General features: G+C 62.0%; 17 protein-coding genes. 12 read left to right on the top strand and 5 right to left on the bottom strand.

All coding sequences use genetic code 11. The features are described 5' to 3' along the window. Nucleotides 1-695 (bottom strand): hypothetical protein (locus RIN13_RS02070; RefSeq protein WP_309105664.1); only part of this gene is annotated, 695 nt, incomplete at its 3' end. On the opposite strand from RIN13_RS02070, the gene RIN13_RS02065 reads away from it, so the two are divergent. Genes RIN13_RS02065 through recN form a run of 6 tightly spaced genes read left to right on the top strand, consistent with a single transcriptional unit; the run spans nt 684 to nt 6,478 of the window. Further along, complete coding sequence (locus tag RIN13_RS02065) at nt 684-1,556, top strand: hypothetical protein (protein ID WP_309105663.1); 873 nt, start codon at nt 684-686, stop codon at nt 1,554-1,556. The genes RIN13_RS02070 and RIN13_RS02065 overlap by 12 nt on opposite strands. Before the next feature lie 5 nt (nt 1,557-1,561). Continuing rightward, nucleotides 1,562-2,551 carry an HAD-IIA family hydrolase gene (locus RIN13_RS02060; RefSeq protein ID WP_309105662.1) on the top strand — a complete coding sequence of 330 codons (990 nt, stop codon included), beginning with the start codon at nt 1,562-1,564 and terminating at the stop codon, nt 2,549-2,551. 9 nt (nt 2,552-2,560) lie between these two features. Next, nucleotides 2,561-2,836 carry a hypothetical protein gene (locus RIN13_RS02055; protein WP_309105661.1) on the top strand — a complete coding sequence of 92 codons (276 nt, stop codon included), beginning with the start codon at nt 2,561-2,563 and terminating at the stop codon, nt 2,834-2,836. Continuing rightward, entirely contained in the window at nt 2,833-3,657 is an 825-nt protein-coding gene (locus RIN13_RS02050) for a TlyA family RNA methyltransferase (RefSeq protein WP_309105660.1), read from the top strand. Before RIN13_RS02055 ends, RIN13_RS02050 begins: the two co-directional genes overlap by 4 nt. A 13-nt stretch (nt 3,658-3,670) precedes the next feature. Continuing rightward, complete coding sequence (locus tag RIN13_RS02045; RefSeq protein WP_309105659.1) at nt 3,671-4,735, top strand: NAD kinase; 1,065 nt, start codon at nt 3,671-3,673, stop codon at nt 4,733-4,735. A 3-nt stretch (nt 4,736-4,738) separates the two neighbouring features. Then, a complete protein-coding gene (recN, locus tag RIN13_RS02040) occupies nt 4,739-6,478 on the top strand; it encodes a DNA repair protein RecN (protein ID WP_309105658.1) in 1,740 nt (579 codons plus the stop codon). Here the strand turns inward: recN and RIN13_RS02035 are convergent. Beyond that, nucleotides 6,475-6,888: a DUF2867 domain-containing protein gene (locus tag RIN13_RS02035; protein ID WP_309105673.1), complete on the bottom strand. Its 414-nt coding sequence runs from the start codon at nt 6,886-6,888 to the stop codon at nt 6,475-6,477. The two genes, recN and RIN13_RS02035, sit on opposite strands and share 4 nt — an antisense overlap. Before the next feature lie 176 nt (nt 6,889-7,064). Here RIN13_RS02035 and RIN13_RS02030 point away from each other — a divergent pair, with 176 nt between their 5' ends. The 6 genes from RIN13_RS02030 (at nt 7,065) to RIN13_RS02005 (ending at nt 13,131) form a co-directional block, all read left to right on the top strand. Then, a complete protein-coding gene (locus tag RIN13_RS02030) occupies nt 7,065-8,843 on the top strand; it encodes a CTP synthase (protein ID WP_309105657.1) in 1,779 nt (592 codons plus the stop codon). A 26-nt stretch (nt 8,844-8,869) separates the two neighbouring features. Then, nucleotides 8,870-9,532, top strand: a complete 663-nt coding sequence (locus RIN13_RS02025) for an NUDIX hydrolase (protein ID WP_309105656.1) — start codon at nt 8,870-8,872, stop codon at nt 9,530-9,532. After that, nucleotides 9,532-10,533 (top strand): site-specific tyrosine recombinase XerD, encoded by a 1,002-nt coding sequence (gene xerD, locus RIN13_RS02020; RefSeq protein WP_309105655.1) that lies wholly within the window; start codon nt 9,532-9,534, stop codon nt 10,531-10,533. The genes RIN13_RS02025 and xerD overlap by 1 nt, the downstream gene beginning before the upstream one ends. Before the next feature lie 21 nt (nt 10,534-10,554). Further along, complete coding sequence (locus tag RIN13_RS02015) at nt 10,555-11,046, top strand: 8-oxo-dGTP diphosphatase (protein WP_309105654.1); 492 nt, start codon at nt 10,555-10,557, stop codon at nt 11,044-11,046. Nucleotides 11,047-11,117: 71 nt separating this feature from the next. Next, a complete protein-coding gene (locus RIN13_RS02010) occupies nt 11,118-11,627 on the top strand; it encodes a sigma-70 family RNA polymerase sigma factor (protein WP_309105653.1) in 510 nt (169 codons plus the stop codon). 31 nt (nt 11,628-11,658) lie between these two features. Then, a complete protein-coding gene (locus tag RIN13_RS02005) occupies nt 11,659-13,131 on the top strand; it encodes a hypothetical protein (protein WP_309105652.1) in 1,473 nt (490 codons plus the stop codon). Between the two features lie 80 nt (nt 13,132-13,211). On the opposite strand, the gene RIN13_RS02000 is transcribed toward RIN13_RS02005, so the two are convergent. From RIN13_RS02000 to RIN13_RS01990, 3 genes are all read right to left on the bottom strand, one after another. Further along, nucleotides 13,212-14,351, bottom strand: a complete 1,140-nt coding sequence (locus RIN13_RS02000) for a bifunctional 2-methylcitrate synthase/citrate synthase (RefSeq protein ID WP_309105651.1) — start codon at nt 14,349-14,351, stop codon at nt 13,212-13,214. 72 nt (nt 14,352-14,423) lie between these two features. Continuing rightward, the gene (gene prpB / locus RIN13_RS01995) at nt 14,424-15,329 is read right to left on the bottom strand and encodes a methylisocitrate lyase (RefSeq protein ID WP_309105650.1); all 906 of its coding nucleotides are present in this window, start codon (nt 15,327-15,329) and stop codon (nt 14,424-14,426) included. Next, nucleotides 15,330-16,850, bottom strand: coding sequence for an MmgE/PrpD family protein (locus RIN13_RS01990; protein ID WP_309105649.1), 1,521 nt, complete (start codon nt 16,848-16,850; stop codon nt 15,330-15,332). Nucleotides 16,851-16,855: the final 5 nt, after the last annotated feature.

Below are 16,855 nucleotides of genomic sequence, written 5' to 3'. Positions count from 1 at the left end.
ACCGCCAGCGCCCGCAGAGCGACGCCGATCGGAAGCCGCCGTTTGGTGACCGGGATCGTAAGCCGTTTGGTGATCGTGCGCCTCGTGAGGGTGGGGGTGAGCGTCGCAGTTTCGGTGGTGACCGGGACCGCAAGCCGCCGTTTGGTGACCGGGATCGTAAGCCGTTTGGTGATCGTCCGCGTCGTGAGGGTGATGGTGAGCGTCGCAGTTTCGGTGGTGATCGGGATCGTAAGCCGTTTAGCGGTGGTGGTGATCGGGATCGTAAGCCGTTTAGCGGTGGTGGTGATCGGGATCGTAAGCCGTTTAGCGGTGGTGGTGATCGGGATCGTAAGCCGTTTAGCGGTGGTGGTGATCGGGATCGTAAGCCGTTTGGTGATCGTCCGCGTCGTGAGGGTGATGGTGAGCGTCGCAGCTTTGGTGGCGGCGAAAACCGCAAACCCTTTGGCGACCGTCAGGACCGTGCCCCCAGGACCTTCGATCGGGGCGACTCCGGCCCCCGTCAGTTTGGGCGAGGCGACGCCGGAGACCGTCCGGTACGCGTACCGAACGCCCGTGATCTCCGCAGCGCGAACCGTCCCGATCGGGAACGTTCTCCCCAAATCGATGAAGATGTCACAGGCCAGGAACTTGACCGGGCCACCAAGCACGAAATCAAGACGCTGGAAGCGAACAGTGCCGAGTGGGTGGCACGCCACTTGGTGATGGCTGGCCGGCTCATCGATGACGAGCCCGAGCTGGCCTTCCAGCATGCCCTGGCTGCAAGCCGCAGGGGCGGCAGGCTTTCAGCGGTGCGCGAGGCCGTGGGACTCACGGCCTATGCTGCTGGCCACTATGGCGAGGCGTTGCGGGAATTCCGGACATACCGGCGCATCAGCGGATCCAACGTGCACCTTCCGGTGATGGCCGATTGCGAACGAGGCCTGGGTAGGCCGGACAGGGCGCTGGACGTCGTGCGATCCGAGGAAGCCAAGGACCTGGACGCGCCAGGCAAGGTGGAACTGGCCATCGTGGCCGCAGGAGCCCGCTCTGACCTGGGCCAGTTGGACGCTGCCGTGGCTGAGTTGGAGATCCCCCAGCTGGACATGAACCGGGCCTTCTCCTACAGCCCGCGCCTGTTCAGGGCCTATGCAGATGCTCTCGCTGCTGTGGGCCGCAGTGAAGAAGCCGGGAAGTGGCAGCGCCAGGCTGTCGTCGCCGAGAACGCCCTGGGCCTTGGCGCGTCCGAAGAGCCCGACATCATTGATCTGGGCTGGGACGAGGAAGAGGAAGCCCGACAGGACGAGGAATTGCGTCGTCTGCATGCCCGGCAAAACTCGGAGACAACGGAAGCTGCGCAGGAAAGCACCAACGCAGCTGAGGCTGGACCGAGGCCGTCGACAACAATGTCTGCCCCTGTAGAACTCGACGAAGGCTCAGAGGACGCCGAGTCCGATTACTTTGAGTCAGATGACGCAGAGTCGGATGAGGATTCAGTCGAAGAAGACGTCGTAGAGCCCGGGACGGCTGTGACGGAAACAACAGACGACTCCGAACGCGTGAACCGCACAGAGGACTAGACCCTATGCCTTCCGCTTCACTCATTTCGATGTTCGACGCCCTGCTGTCGGATCTGGACGGTGTGGTGTATGCCGGTCCGCATGCAATCCCCGGCGCCGTAGAGGCCCTCGGGAAGCTTGAAGTTGAAGGCGTGGGCCTGGGTTACGTCACCAATAATGCCTCCCGGACCCCCGCCCAGGTGGCTGCACATCTGCGTGAACTCGGGGCTCCCGCGGAGGACCATCAAGTGGTGAGCTCATCGCAGGCGGCAGCGGAACTGCTGTCGGGCATGCTTCCTGCCGGCTCCCGGGTACTCGTGACGGGTAGCCGTGCCCTTGCCCATGAGCTTGAACTCGTTGGGCTCATCCCCGTTCACAGTGCTTTGGAAGACCCAGTGGCTGTGGTTCAGGGGTTCAACCCGGAAATCGCATGGAAGGATCTTGCTGAGGCGTCATACGTGGTGGCGGGCGGCGCGCTCTGGGTGGCAACAAACACAGACATGTCCATTCCGCAGGCGCGGGGGATCGCGCCGGGGAATGGCACCCTCGTTGCAGCCGTGGCGTCCGCTACCGGGCAGAAGCCGTTGGTGGCGGGCAAGCCGGAAGCTCCCTTGTTCCATGCAGCCGCCAAACGGCTTGGCTCTGAGCGTCCGCTCGTCGTTGGTGACCGCCTGGACACTGACATCCTCGGCGGCAACCGGGCCGGCTTTGCCACTGTCGCCGTCCTGACCGGCGTCGATACACGGGAATCAATCCTGGCTGCCCGCGCTGAGGAACGGCCCGGATATCTCATCAACACGTTATCTGAGCTTTATGAGCCCTACCCGGACGTGGAGCGACGCGACGGAAGCTACTATTGCCGCGGATCCCATGCAGTTGTTGACGGGAACACGGTCAGCATCAGCGGCGACCGTTCTGATGTGGATTCCTGGCGGGCCGCGTGCGCAGCGTGGTGGGCGGCAAACCCCGGAGCCACAACGGCGAAGGTGCCGGACCTCGAATGGCTTGATCATTAGACTGGTGAAATGACCGAGCTGAACCAACCGCCAAATCCTGTCGCCCAAGCGCGCTGGCCTCAGGCTCGCAGGTTGCAGGCCTCCCCAGATCAGGGCATCAATGATGCGGGCACCACTGATCAAGACGTGGACGAAGCCCTTGGACTGCTGTCCCAATTGCCTGACCTGGCGGTGGCAGAGCACGGGGTTGTTTACGCCGAGCTGCACGATGTGCTGCTGGAGGCGCTAAACGCCGAGGTTCTGGACGCTGACCCGCAATCGCCGTCGGACGCCCGCCTCCCATGACCAGACTGGACCAAATGCTTGTGGCCCGAGGGCTGGCAAGATCGCGTACCCATGCCGCGCGGCTCATCGTTGAAGGCAAGGTGAGCTCTGGCGGGACCACCCTGTCTAAGGCTTCCCTCCAGGTTGAGGAACAAACGGAACTAAGCGTGGTTGAGGCGGCGGAGGATCTGTACGTCAGCCGCGCGGCCCATAAGCTGGCTGGCGCGCTCAAGGCTTTCCCGGAGATTGACGTCCACGGAAAACGCTGTCTGGATGCAGGAGCGTCCACGGGCGGCTTCACGGAGGTGCTGCTCAAGCACGGTGCTGCACGTGTGGTGGCAGTCGACGTCGGGCATGGCCAGTTGGTGCCGCAACTTCGGTCAGACCCCCGTGTAGACGTTCATGAAGGGCTCAATGTCCGCTACATGAAGGCTGATGATATCGGCGGCCCGGCACAGCTTACTGTGGCCGATTTGTCTTTTATCTCCCTCACCCTGGTGGTTGAACCGCTGGCGGCCTGCACAGAGCCTGGCGGGGACCTCGTGCTCATGGTCAAACCGCAGTTCGAGATTGGCAGGGACCGGCTCGGCCGGACCGGTGTAGTCAATTCCGAGCTTGAACGGCGCAGGGCAGTGGCTAAAGTAGCGTCGGCTGCCGCGGGGTCGGGACTGGAATTGCGGGGGTTGGCAGCGAGTCCTTTGCCTGGCCAGGACGGAAACGTTGAATACTTCCTGTGGATAAAACGCAGGATGGTTCCAGACTTGCCTAAGATCGAAGGGCATGAGGCAGCTGTTGCCGACTTGCTTGAAAGTATTTGGCCGAGTCCATTGAAGAACCACTAGAAAGCGGAACCCGATGAGCAGGCGTGTACTGGTCCTTGCCCACACCGGCCGCGAGGAATCACTGAAAACTGCATGGGAGGCTTGCGAACAGCTGCATTCCTCCGGGATCGTTCCCGTGATGCAGGAGTCGGAGCTTGGCGACATGGAGCGCTACTTCGGCAGGCTGGAACACCCTGTTGAGGTTCTCCATGATCACATCCAACTGCCCGATGTGGAACTTGTTATGGTCCTCGGCGGAGACGGAACCATTCTTCGCGCCGCTGAACTTGTCCGTGAAGTGGACGTGCCACTCCTGGGCGTCAACCTGGGCCACGTTGGTTTCCTTGCCGAAAGTGAGCGGGCGGACCTCGCCCAGACTGTTGAGTGGATCGCCAGCAGGCAGTACACCGTGGAAGAGCGAATGACCATCGATGTTCAGGTCTGGGTCCGCGGGCAAAAGATTTGGCACACGTGGGCGCTCAATGAAGCTGCCATCGAAAAAGGCAACCGGGAGCGGATGCTCGAAGTGGTGACGGAAGTGGACGAACGCCCTCTGACCACCTTCGGGTGCGACGGCATTGTGCTCGCAACCCCTACCGGCTCCACTGCCTACGCTTTTTCCGCTGGCGGTCCGGTGGTGTGGCCCGAAGTGGAAGCCCTCGTGATTGTTCCGATCAGCGCCCATGCCCTCTTTGCCAAACCATTGGTGGTCTCGCCGCGCTCGAAACTTGCCGTCGAAGTTCTGGGCCGGACTGACGCTCAGGGAGTTCTGTGGTGCGATGGGCGGCGCTCTGTTGATCTTCCTCCCGGTTCACGGGTGGAGGTTACCCGCTCGTCCACGCCCGTACGCCTGGCCCGGACCCATCCCACGCCATTCTCAGGACGGCTGGTCCGCAAGTTCGAATTGCCCATCCACGGTTGGAGGGGGCCTGTACCAAAGGCGGAATCTGTTCACACCGGCCCTATCCCCATTGTCCGTACACCCAAGCCGATGCCTTTGCCGCCGACGCCGTTGCCTTCAGCTTCCCGGCCGGCCATTTCTTCGGAAGAACACCCCGAAGAACCGCCGGCAGCCCCTGACCCCACCACTGCGAGGTGAATCGTGCTTGAAGAACTGAGAATCCGCGATCTCGGCGTCATCACGGATGCTACATTGCCGCTGGGCCCCGGGTTGAGTGTCGTGACCGGCGAAACCGGTGCGGGTAAGACCATGGTGGTCACCGCCGTCGGCCTCCTGTTGGGGGCAAGATCCGACGCCGGCGCCGTCCGGAGCGGGGCAAAAAGCGCCACCGCTGAAGCGGTACTGAAGCTGGAAAACGGGCATCCCGCCGTTGCTCGGGCCCTGGAGGCCGGTGCAGACGTGGAGGAGTTCGACGGCGGCGCTGAACTTATCCTCGCCCGGCGCCTGGGAGCGGACGGCCGCAGCCGTGCTTTCCTTGGCGGTCGCGCCGCCCCGGTCGGCGTCCTCGCCGAAATCGGCGAAACCCTCGTGGTGGTCCACGGCCAATCGGATCAGATCCGGTTGAAGGGTGCTACCGCCCAGCGTGGTGCCCTGGATAAGTTTGCCGGTGATTCCCTCACTGCACAGCTCGCTACCTACCAGGCGCTGTACAGCCATTGGAAGTCCATCCAGGCGGAGCTGGATACACTGCGCAGCGCGGCCCGCGACAGGTTGCGTGAAGCCGAGTCGCTGGAGATCGCCTTGGCGGAAATTGATGACGTAGATCCCCAACCCGGGGAGGACGAGTCCCTCAAGGCCGAGGCCGTGAAGCTGGCCAATGTGGAAGGTCTAAGGATTGCCGCGAATACCGCGCACCAGGCTCTTATTGCGGAGGACTTCGGCGATTCCGGTGACGCAACCACCTTGGTGGATGCAGCGAAGCGCACCTTGGAGCATGTGGCGGAGCACGACGCCGAGCTGGGTGCGGCCGCTGCCCGGCTGGCCGAAGTCGGCTTCCTGCTCAACGACATTGCTACGGAGCTGGCCAGCTACCAGGCGGGCCTGGACTCGGAGGGACCGGAGCGGCTCGCGGAGATCGAGGACCGGCGTGCAGCATTAGCCAGGCTGGTCCGCAAGTACGCACCGAGCATCGACGAAGTCCTGGTCTGGGCCGAAAACGCCCGGGTCAGGTTCGACGAACTGCAAGACGATTCCACGCGCATCGAGGCGCTCGACGCCGAAGTCGTCCGCACAGAGGCTGACCTGAAGAAACAGGCGGCAGCCATCAGCAAGATCAGGGCCAAGGCCGCCAAGGATCTTTCAGCCCGTGTGAGTTCCGAGCTGAAGGCGCTGGCCATGGCGGACGCAACATTGGTGATCAACCTCGAAACGGGCGGACAACTGGGCCCCTTTGGCGTTGACGAGATCTCGTTCCTGCTTCAGCCGCACGCGGGAGCCCCTGCACGGCCTCTCGGCAAGGGCGCCTCCGGCGGTGAACTCTCCCGCGTCATGCTGGCCATCGAGGTGGTGTTGGCCGCGGTCGATCCGGTGCCCACGTTCGTCTTCGATGAAGTGGATGCCGGCGTTGGCGGCCGCGCCGCCGTCGAAATCGGGCGCCGGCTGGCTATGCTGGCCCAGCATGTCCAGGTGCTGGTGGTAACCCACTTGCCCCAGGTGGCGGCTTTCGCTGACCAGCACATCCGCGTCACCAAGACCTCTGTCCGCGGCGCCGACGGCGCTGCTGCCACTGGATTCACCTCCAGTGATGTGCAGTTGCTGGACGCATCCGAACGGATCAAGGAGCTTGCGAGGATGCTGGCGGGGCAAGAGGACTCGGAATCGGCACAAGCCCATGCGAAAGAACTCCTGGAAGACGCCCGCCTCCTGCCACAGCGGGCCTAGCGGGGAGCAAGCACTCGGATGGCCCTTGTCATCATGGCGTGCACCACGAGCGGATGCAGAACCCTCACAGGCAGGAAATAGAGACGGCCACGCCACCCCTTGAGCCGCACGGCCGTGGTGACCCGCAGAAGCTTTCCTGAGGCATCCATGGCCACTCCGCAACGGAAATCTAGGTGCTTGTCGTCGGCGCTGATAAGGGCTTCTTCACCAACAACCCTGGCCACGGCGAAAATGTCTTTTGGCGACGGTTTGACTCCAATCAAGGTCACCACAGTTTGGCGGATGCCCATCAGCCACTTGGCCCATAGCGGGACGCCGGCGCCCGAAAAGATGGTCTCTGCCCAAAGCCGTGGTTCCACGGGGCTTCCTGCAGGCACTGGGAGAACAATCACATCGGCATAGTCCGGCACCGGAATCGAGGCGAGGGCCAGCGACACGAAAGACGGAGGGGAAGTTGGTGTTTGGCCCGTCTTGGGCGGCTGGTTTACTGGATCCGGCGTCGTCACCCCTTGATCGTAGCCGCCCAAACAAGCGAGACTTGAGGCTTTGGGGGAACAACCGGATAGACCCGTGGAAGGCGCAATTGATGATAGGCTCGAATTCCGTGGTGCAGCGATCAAATTCCCGTGTAAATTCCCGGTTCCCGGGCTCGTCCAAGACGACCAAACACATCTTCGTCACCGGTGGTGTGGCGTCCTCGCTCGGTAAGGGACTGACGGCTTCAAGCCTCGGGCACCTTCTGCGGGCACGCGGTTTGTCTGTAACAATGCAAAAGCTGGATCCCTATCTGAACGTGGATCCCGGCACAATGAACCCGTTCCAGCACGGTGAGGTATTTGTCACCGACGACGGCGCCGAGACAGACCTCGACATCGGACACTACGAGCGCTTCCTGGACGAGAACCTTGAGGGTTCGGCCAACGTCACTACCGGCCAGATCTACTCCACCGTCATCGCCAAGGAACGCCGTGGCGAGTACCTGGGCGACACAGTTCAGGTAATTCCCCACATCACGGACGAAATCAAGCGGCGCATGCGGCTTCCGTCCGAGGGCAAGAATGCTCCTGACGTCATCATCACCGAAATCGGCGGGACCGTCGGCGACATTGAGTCCCAGCCGTTCCTGGAGTCAGCACGCCAGGTACGGCAGGACATCGGCCGTGGCAATGTTTTCTTCCTCCACGTCTCCCTGGTCCCGTACATCGGTCCGTCCCAGGAACTGAAGACCAAACCGACGCAGCATTCGGTGGCCGCGCTGCGCTCCATCGGCATCCAGCCGGAAGCTATCGTGATCCGGTCGGATCGCGAGGTGCCGCAGCCGATGCGCGAAAAGATCGGCCGCATGTGCGACGTCGATATTGACGCCGTCATCGGTGCCCCGGATGCCCCGAGCATCTACGACATCCCCAAGACCCTCCATTCCCAGGGCCTGGACTCGTACATCGTCCGGGCTCTCGACCTGCCGTTCAAGGATGTGGACTGGACCAGCTGGGACAAGCTCCTGGAAGCCGTACACAACCCCAAGCACGAGGTCGAAGTTGCGCTTGTTGGCAAGTACATTGACCTTCCGGACGCCTACCTTTCCGTAACCGAGGCCCTCCGTGCCGGCGGGTTTGCGAACAACACCAAGGTGAAGATCCGTTGGGTTCCCTCGGACGAGTGCGAGACCCCAGAGGGGGCACTAACCTCCCTCGCCGGCGTCGACGCCATTTGTGTTCCCGGCGGCTTTGGAATCCGCGGCCTCGAAGGCAAGCTGGGAGCCCTGACCTTCGCTCGTCAGACTAAGCTGCCGGTACTGGGCCTCTGCCTGGGCCTGCAGTGCATGGTGATTGAATATGCACGCAACGTGGTGGGGCTGGAAGGCGCTTCCTCCAGCGAGTTTGAACCCGATTCCAAGCATCCTGTCATTGCCACCATGGAGGAGCAGCTCGACATCGTTGAAGGCAAGGGTGACCTTGGCGGCACGATGCGGCTTGGGTTGTACGAGGCCAAGCTGGACGAGGGCTCCGTTATCGCAGAGACCTACGGTGTCACCACGGTCAGCGAACGGCACCGCCACCGGTACGAGGTCAACAACAAGTACCGGGCGCAGATCGCTGCTGAAGGGCTCGTCTTCTCAGGCACCTCTCCTGACGGCAAGCTCGTGGAGTTCGTTGAACTGCCCCGTGAGACGCATCCGTACTACGTGGCGACGCAGGCCCACCCCGAGCTGAGCTCACGGCCTACCCGCCCCCACCCGCTCTTCGCTGGTCTGGTCAAGGCTGCGCTGGACCACCAGCAGGGAGCCACCACAAAACGTAATACAGTGGGTGCTGAGGCACCGGTCCGCAAAGAAAAAGCAGACACCGTGGTGCCGGCCAAGTAAGCCCAGCACGACAAAAGGACGGCGCGATGCCTCATATATCTGAAACCCCCAACGCTGCACGGCAGGTTTCGGATGTACCGAGTCCGCGCCGTCTTTTGTCGTCCCGGACCGTGTATGAGGGCCGGATCTGGGATGTTGTCAGTGACAGCTTCAAACTGACCGACGACGGCGATGCGCTGACACGGGACTACATCGACCACCCCGGCGCGGTGGCAGTGCTGCCCATGAACGACGCCGGCGAGGTGCTGCTGATCAAGCAGTACAGGCACCCGGTGGGAATGGACCTTTGGGAGATTCCGGCAGGGTTGCTGGACGTTCACGGCGAGGACTTCGTTGTGGGCGCCGCCCGTGAGTTGGCCGAAGAGGCGGATCTCGTGGCGGAAACCTGGAACGTTCTCGTTGACTTCTTCAATTCTCCAGGTTCCTCGAGCGAGGCCATCCGCATCTACCTTGCCCGGGACCTGACCGCTGTACCTCACCACGAACTCCACGTCCGCACTGACGAGGAAGCCGAAATTGAACTGCACTGGACGTCCCTGGACGAGGCCGTTGAAGCCGTACTGGATGGCCGCCTTCACAACCCTTCCGCCGTCGTCGGAATCCTGGCCGCTGCAGCTGCCAGAGGTAATGACTTTCAGCACCTCCGTCCGGCCGACGCGCCGTGGCCGGCTCACCCCAGCCAGCGCTGATGTCCGACACTGCGACGGTTGAGGCGGCGGATGCACCGGACAGCACCTCACGGACGCCGCGGCCACTGTCAGCAATAGATCGGGGTGTTACTGACTACCTGCAGCATATGGGCGTGGAACGAGGACTCGCAGTAAACACCCTGTCGGCCTACAGGAGGGATCTTTCGAGGTACGCCAACTACCTTGCATCGGCCGGCCTCGCGCGCCCGGGTGACGTGACGCGGCGGCACGTGACGGCATTTGTGCAGGCATTGTCGGATGGCTCTGACGGTGGATCGGTGCTGGGTGTGCGCTCCGCCGCGCGGACAGTGGTTGCGGTACGCGGGCTGCACAAGTTTTGGGCGCTTGAAGGTACGACGACGGCGGACCCGGCCAGTGATGTGCACCCGCCTATGCCTGGCAGGCGGCTCCCCAAAGCCATCAGTGTGGAGGAAGTAACGCGGATTCTCGAGGCGGCGGCAACAGACACCCCCACAGGCCTTCGCGACCGCGCCCTCCTGGAGTTCCTGTACTCCACTGGTGCGCGCATCAGTGAGGCAGTGGGGCTCGACGTCGACGATATTTCGCTGGAAGGAGCGGACAAGGGGCCGGCCATCGTGCGTCTTTTTGGCAAAGGGTCCAAAGAACGACTGGTGCCTCTGGGTTCCTTTGGTGCGCGGGCACTGGATTCGTACCTGGTCCGCGGACGCCCCCTCCTGGCTGGCAAGGGGAAAGGGACTCCGGCGTTGTTCCTGAACGCGAGAGGAGGGCGGATCAGCAGGCAGAGTGCCTGGACCATTCTCAAGGCAGCGGCAGAGAAAGCCCTGATCACCAAGGATGTTTCACCGCACACGCTCCGGCACTCCTTCGCCACCCATCTTCTCGAAGGCGGGGCTGACGTGCGGGTGGTCCAGGAACTTCTGGGGCACGCCTCAGTTACCACCACCCAGGTGTACACGCTGGTGACGGCGGATACCCTGCGCGAAATTTACGCAGCGGCGCATCCCCGTGCGCTCGGCTAGGCCGGGGATATTGTTGGGGGTATGACTTCCGCGCCTGTTACGCTCTGCTTCCTCCTCCGCGATCTTGAGGGAGTAGGCACAGAGGTGCTGCTGGGGCTCAAGAAGACCGGCTTCGGGACCGGCAAGATCGTCGGTGTCGGAGGCCATATCGAACCCGGCGAGTCGGCAGCTGAAGCTGTGTGCCGGGAGGTTTACGAGGAAACCGGGATTACTGTTCTGCAATCCGATCTCCGGCCCGCAGGCAAAGTCGACTTTGTTTTTCCGTCCCGTCCTCTCTGGAACATGTCGGCAATCCTCTTTACGACACGTACCTGGCAAGGAGAGCCGACCGAAAGCAGTGAAATCATCCCTGAGTGGTTTCTGCTTGACTCCCTGCCGCTGGAGCGGATGTGGGCCGACGCCGAACACTGGCTTCCGCTCGCTCTCACCAAGGGTGAGGTCAACGTTGTGGTGACGCTGAACCCGGACAACGAGACAGTTCAGTCTGCGGTGACAATTTCCGGGTTTTTGTAACCATCCCCTGCGGGCAGGAAACTATACATTTAGCCTGCGGGTCAGGACACTACGTTTCACAGGGGGAAAGCGTGCTTTCAGAGCGCGAATTGGCGTTTATCGCCCTTCACAAGGACAACTATCCGCGCGTCTACAAGTTCGTCCAGCGAAGAGTGAACGATCCTGAGCTCGCCCAGGAACTGGCCGCGGATGTGTTTCGGGTTGCCTGGCAGAAGCAGGACGAGAATGTCGGGGAAGCCGTGCCATGGTTGCTGACCATTGCCCGGAACCTTATCGGAAATGCCTATCGCAGCCGCGAGCGGCAGCAGGCCCTGCAGGACAAGCTCAAACACAACGTCCGAATACGCTACGAGGCGGATGACCAAAACGCTCCCGTCCAGGAAGCGATGGATGCCATGCGGGACAAGGACAGGGATATTCTCCAGCTCGCCTATTGGGATGCGCTGACTATGGCGGAAATCGCCGCCGTCTTGGGATGCAGTGAATCCGCGGCCAAGGTCCGGCTTCACCGTGCGCGTACTGCATTCCGGAAACTCCTACCCGCCAGCACCGAATCCGTCACACAGAAGATGGGCGCCTAACATGGATCCGATCAAGAATTTGATTTCAGGTATGGACCCGATGAAATCGGATCCGCACCCCGTTCCGGACGGGGAAGAGGCCTTGCGCCGGATGTTTTCGGAGCCGGCAGCATTTACCGATACCATTCCGCCGGTTGCTTCCCTTGACGCGGCTCGTCGCCGGCGTGCAAGGCTTGCTGGCCTGTTGACCATCGCTGCCGCAGCCGTGACCGCGGGAGTGCTCGTGGCCACAAACCTGGGTGCGCTGACTGCACTTCCCGAACCGGCAAGCACGGCTTCTGTCGAAATTTCGGATGAAGCAACGGCGATTCAGACGTCGGCCCCAACCGCTACGCCCAGTTCTACGCCCACGCCCACGCCGACTGCGGCACCCGTCGCCTGGACTAAGTTCACCGACGCCTCGGGTCAGGCAACCTTCGAGCACCCGGTGGGCTGGACGGTCCAGGAAACATCTGTCGAGGGCCGGTTCGAGTCCGGGTACTGGGGCAGCAGCATCGTGGTGCTGAACGAGGCCGGCAAAGTGATGGGCAAGATGCAGGAAGCACCGCACGCTGGCGGTTACATGTGCCCTGAGCCTAAGCCCTACTACACCCTGGACTCTGTGGTCCTGGACATTCCGCAGAAAGCCGCGAAGCTGAAAGAGATCCCCCGGGGCCCTTCACAGTTTGCTTTCCGGGTCATCCAGTCTGACAAAGTTTATGGAACCATGGCACTGAACGATCGTGAATTGGTACCCGGGACGACTGCTTGTTTCCTGTCCAACAGCTTCCTCGGGCCTGATGACGTTCCGTTTGTTACCTTCGGGGACACGCAGTCGCTGCAACAGGACGGCGAGAACGCTCCGTTGACCTTTGCCTCCGTCGCCGAGGCTGAGGCCTATATGCAAACGCAGGAGTACAAAGACATCAAGCGGATGCTCATCTCGCTGGAGTTGAGGTCAGTGAAGACGCCGGTGACGTGGAAGAACTACACCAGCGCGAACGGGCTTGGCAGCTTCGACTATCCGGACAACTGGACGGTCGCAAGCCGGGAAAACGGCCGCTACTCGGATGTGGTCGACGAGCAGGGCCGGACGTTACTCACCTTGGGTTTCGGACAAACCCGCAACAGCCCGAATCTCGTTTCTCCCTGCCCGCCCTTTACCGTCCTGGACAGCACCCCGATGTCCTTCCCGAGCAACAGGCAAGGCCCGCGGGCTATTGCGCCGCAGTTCATCTTCCGTGTTTGGGACGTCAGCAGGTTCACGGAGTCCGGAAGGTCGGCTCCTTTCACCGCAAACCTTGGCATCGCTGATGAAAGCTGGGGAGTCGACGGCACCACGTGCGATCCCCAGAATGTTGTTAGCGGCCTTCCGTCAGGGGAGTATTTCTTCGCTCAGAACTACAACACCGGAGCAACCTCCGATCTGATGTTCTATTCCATGGAAGAGGCTCGTGCCTACATGGAGACCGAAGAGTTCAAGACCCTGAAGCGGATCGTGACGTCGTTGAAGATCAACGGCTAACGCAGCACTCAAGCAGTACGACGTCGGCCCGGTCACCTGTGAAGGTAACCGGGCCGGCGTCGTACGTGAAATAGCAGGAACTACGGGACGTGCCGTTCCTCAGCACCGTTGTAAAGGCTAAGCGGACGGATCAGGGAGTTGGATTCCACCTGCTCCATGATGTGCGCGGTCCAGCCGGTGATGCGGCTGGCCACGAACAGGGGAGTGAACGTGGCGGTGTCAAACCCCATGAGGTGGTACGTAGGCCCCGCCGGGTAGTCGAGGTTCGGCTTGATTCCCTTGGCCTCCTCCATCGCCGACTCAAGGCCGTTGTAGAGGCCCAGGAGCTCCGGCCGGCCATAGTGCGCGATCATCTTGTCGAGCGCTGCCTTCATCGTTGGCACGCGGGAATCGCCGTGCTTGTACACGCGATGGCCGAAGCCCATGACCTTTTTCTTCTGAGCCAAGGCGTTTTCCATCCAGGTTTTAGCCCTGGCTGCCGCTTCTTCCAGGGACTCCTCCGGACGGATGCCGATTTCATCGAAGGTGTGCATAACCGCTTCGTTGGCACCGCCATGAAGCGGGCCTTTGAGGGCGCCGATGGCACCTGTGACAGCAGAATGAAGGTCGGACAGTGTGGACGTGATGACGCGCCCGGTGAACGTGGAGGCGTTGAAGGAGTGCTCGGCATACAGGATCATCGAGACGTTGAACGCCTCCACAACCTCCGGCACCGACTCTTCCCCAAAAGCCATCCACAGGAAATTCGCCGAGTAGCCCAGATCCTCCCGCGGCCCGACGAGGGCTTGGCCGTGGCGCCGCCGCTGATCGTAGGCAACTACGGCGGGCATGGCGGCAAAGAGGTCGATTGCCTTGGTCATGTTGGCCTCCCGGGACGAGTCCTCAGCAAGGCTGTGGCGGGCGCCCATCACCGAGGTGGCAGTCCGGCACACGTCCATCGGATGGGCGGTGGTGGGCAGTGCGTCGATAACCTGTTTGACAATCGGGTCAAGTGCCCTGCCCGAGCGCTCCCTCGCGGTGAACGCAGCAAGTTCATCAGGCGTGGGGAGCTCACCGTTCCAGAGCAGGAACGCAACTTCCTCGAAGCTGCACCTGGCGGCGAGTTCCTGTACCGGATAGCCCCGGTAGAGGAGCGAATTGGTGTCCGGATTGACCTTTGAGATTGCGGTGGTGTCCACCACGACGCCGGCGAGGCCCTTTTTGATCTCTTCTGCAGCCATGCTGAAAACTCCTTTGTTCCTTTGAGACGCTATTGGCCCTCCTGGGCCGGCAAAACCGGTGGGATCCGGGTGTCAGTTCTTTCCGGGAATCTGGAAGTTGAACACACCGGTGTCGAAGCGGTTGTAGGACTCATAGTCCACAAGGTCGTACAGCCGCGCTCGGGTGAGCATGCTCTCCACCTGTGCCTCCTGGGTGCCGTCAGCCTTGATCGTCTCCAGCGTACGCTCCGCAGCGCCCATGGCACTACGGAGGAGGGTCACGGGATAGATCACTATGTTCACGCCGACTTCCTGCAGTTGTTCAACCGTGAACAGCGGGCTCTTGCCGAACTCAGTCATATTGGCCAGGATCGGCACGTCAACAGCTTCCCGGATGGCCTTGAACTCGCCCAGGTCCTTCATGGCTTCCGGGAAGATCGCATCGGCGCCGGCTTCCACCAGGGCGACGGCACGGTCCTGGGCAGCTTCAAGGCCGTCAGTCGCGCGGATGTCCGTTCGGGCCATAATCAGGAAGTTCGGATCGCGCCGGGCGCCGGCTGCGGCCCGGATCCTTTTGGTGGCGGTGTCCAGGTCCACCACGTTCTTGCCATCCAGGTGTCCGCAGCGTTTTGGGTTGAACTGGTCCTCAATGTGGCACCCGGCCAGGCCTGCGTTTTCCAGCTCCTGGACAGTGCGGGCAACGTTCATGGGCTCGCCGAAACCCGTGTCTGCGTCCACGATGGCCGGCAGTTCCGTCATGCGGGCAATCTGGCCTGCTCTGGTGGCCACTTCCGTCAGGGTGGTGAGGCCGATGTCCGGCAGGCCAAGGTCATTGGCGAGCACGGCACCGGAGATATAGACGCCGGCAAAGCCCTTCTCCTCGATCAGTCTCGAAGACAGGGGATTGAAGGCTCCGGGGAACTGCTGGATCGTTCCCGATGCCAGGAGTGCCCGGAGCCGGATCCGTTTTTGCTCGGGGGTGGTGTGGGAGTACAGCACTTAGAACAGTCCCTTCGGTGCCGCGGCGAAATCAATGACACCAGTAGCCGCAGTGATGTTCAGCTGGTCCAGCTCTCCGGCGGCCAGCTCCGGAAGCCTTGCCGCAGCGTCGAGGAAGCGGTCGATTTCCTTTTCGTCCACCAGCCCTGCAGCGAGAGTGCGGAACTTGGTGATGTACTGCTCGCGGGCAAACGGCCGCGCACCCAGCGGATGGGCGTCAGCGACGGCGATTTGATCGGTGATCACGCGTCCGTCGTTGAGGGTGATTTCCACTGATCCGCCGAACGCCTTCTCGGAAATATCCAGGGAGTGGTAGCGGCGCGTCCACTCGGGGTCCTCGATGGTGCTGACCTTTTGCCACAGTTCAACAGTGTCCGCGCGGCGTGCCCGCTCCGGTGCATACGAATCCACATGGTGCCAGCTGCCGTCCTGCAGTGCGACGGTGAAGATGTAGGGAATGGAGTGGTCAAGGGTTTCGCGGCTGGCATCCGGGCTGTACTTCTGCGGATCGTTGGCTCCGGATCCGATCACAAAGTGCGTGTGATGGCTGGTTTTGATCAACACTGATTTCACGTTAGCCGGATTGGTTACTTGAGGGTGCTCGGCGTGAAGTTTCCGTGCCAGGTCAATCCAGGCCTGGGCCTGGTATTCAGCAGAATGTTCCTTGGTGTACGTGTCCAGGATGGCCCGCTTGGCTTCACCGGCCTCGGGCAACGGCACCAGGTATGAGGCTTCGGGCCCATCGAGCATCCAGGCAATGACGCCGTCTTCGCCTTCGTAGATCGGCACAGGCGAGGTCTGGCCCCGCATGGAACGGTCCACGGCTTCGATTGCCATCTTGCCGGCAAAGGCCGGGGCGTGGGCCTTCCAGGTGGAGATTTCGCCCTTGCGGGACTGTCGGGTGGCTGTGGTGGTGTGAAGTGCCTGGCCCACGGACTGGAAGATGGTCTCAACATTGAGCCCCAGCAGGGTGCCGATGCCCGCCGCGGCAGAGGGGCCAAGGTGGGCCACATGGTCAATCTTGTGCTTATGGAGGCAGATCGCCTTCACCAGGTTGACCTGGATCTCGTACCCGGTGGCGATCCCGCGGATCAGATCCTGCCCGCTGGAGCCAACGTGCTGGGCAACGGCCAGGATGGGCGGAATGTTGTCGCCGGGATGAGAGTAGTCAGCGGCCAGGAACGTGTCGTGGTAATCCAGTTCGCGAACGGCCACGCCGTTGGCCCAGGCAGCCCACTCGGGGGAAACCCGCTCGTCAATCCCGAACACCTTCGCGCCCTTGCCACCGGTGCTGGGACCGTGGGTCAGTGCCTGGGCCCTTGCCGCCACAATGGGGGCCCTGTTCAGGGAGGCAACCGCAACGGAGGCGTTGTCGATGATCCGGTTGATCACCATGGCTGTAACGTCATCGGCCACAGCGACGGGATCTGCCGCAACCACGGCGATCTTGTGGGCCAGCTGCTCTTCGCGGGGCAGCTTTTCCTCGCTCCGGTAAACGCGGACGTGGTGTTCCTTGACCATGGTGC

Origin of the sequence: Arthrobacter sp. (assembly GCF_031179985.1) — a bacterium.
GTDB lineage: Bacteria > Actinomycetota > Actinomycetes > Actinomycetales > Micrococcaceae > Arthrobacter.
The sequence above is the reverse complement of the archived record's forward strand: the minus strand, read 5'-3'. Positions and strand labels throughout refer to the sequence as shown.

What these genes read in the sequence shown, in the direction of transcription:
- RIN13_RS02000 (WP_309105651.1), bottom strand. Translation starts at nt 14,351, where the DNA reads ATGGCTGCAGAAGAGATCAAAAAGGGCCTCGCCGGCGTCGTGGTGGAC.
- RIN13_RS02050 (WP_309105660.1), top strand. Translation starts at nt 2,833, where the DNA reads ATGACCAGACTGGACCAAATGCTTGTGGCCCGAGGGCTGGCAAGATCG.
- RIN13_RS02045 (WP_309105659.1), top strand. Translation starts at nt 3,671, where the DNA reads ATGAGCAGGCGTGTACTGGTCCTTGCCCACACCGGCCGCGAGGAATCA.
- RIN13_RS01990 (WP_309105649.1), bottom strand. Translation starts at nt 16,850, where the DNA reads ATGGTCAAGGAACACCACGTCCGCGTTTACCGGAGCGAGGAAAAGCTG.
- RIN13_RS02025 (WP_309105656.1), top strand. Translation starts at nt 8,870, where the DNA reads ATGCCTCATATATCTGAAACCCCCAACGCTGCACGGCAGGTTTCGGAT.
- RIN13_RS02015 (WP_309105654.1), top strand. Translation starts at nt 10,555, where the DNA reads ATGACTTCCGCGCCTGTTACGCTCTGCTTCCTCCTCCGCGATCTTGAG.
- RIN13_RS02055 (WP_309105661.1), top strand. Translation starts at nt 2,561, where the DNA reads ATGACCGAGCTGAACCAACCGCCAAATCCTGTCGCCCAAGCGCGCTGG.
- RIN13_RS02030 (WP_309105657.1), top strand. Translation starts at nt 7,065, where the DNA reads ATGATAGGCTCGAATTCCGTGGTGCAGCGATCAAATTCCCGTGTAAAT.
- RIN13_RS02060 (WP_309105662.1), top strand. Translation starts at nt 1,562, where the DNA reads ATGCCTTCCGCTTCACTCATTTCGATGTTCGACGCCCTGCTGTCGGAT.
- RIN13_RS02005 (WP_309105652.1), top strand. Translation starts at nt 11,659, where the DNA reads ATGGACCCGATGAAATCGGATCCGCACCCCGTTCCGGACGGGGAAGAG.
- xerD (WP_309105655.1), top strand. Translation starts at nt 9,532, where the DNA reads ATGTCCGACACTGCGACGGTTGAGGCGGCGGATGCACCGGACAGCACC.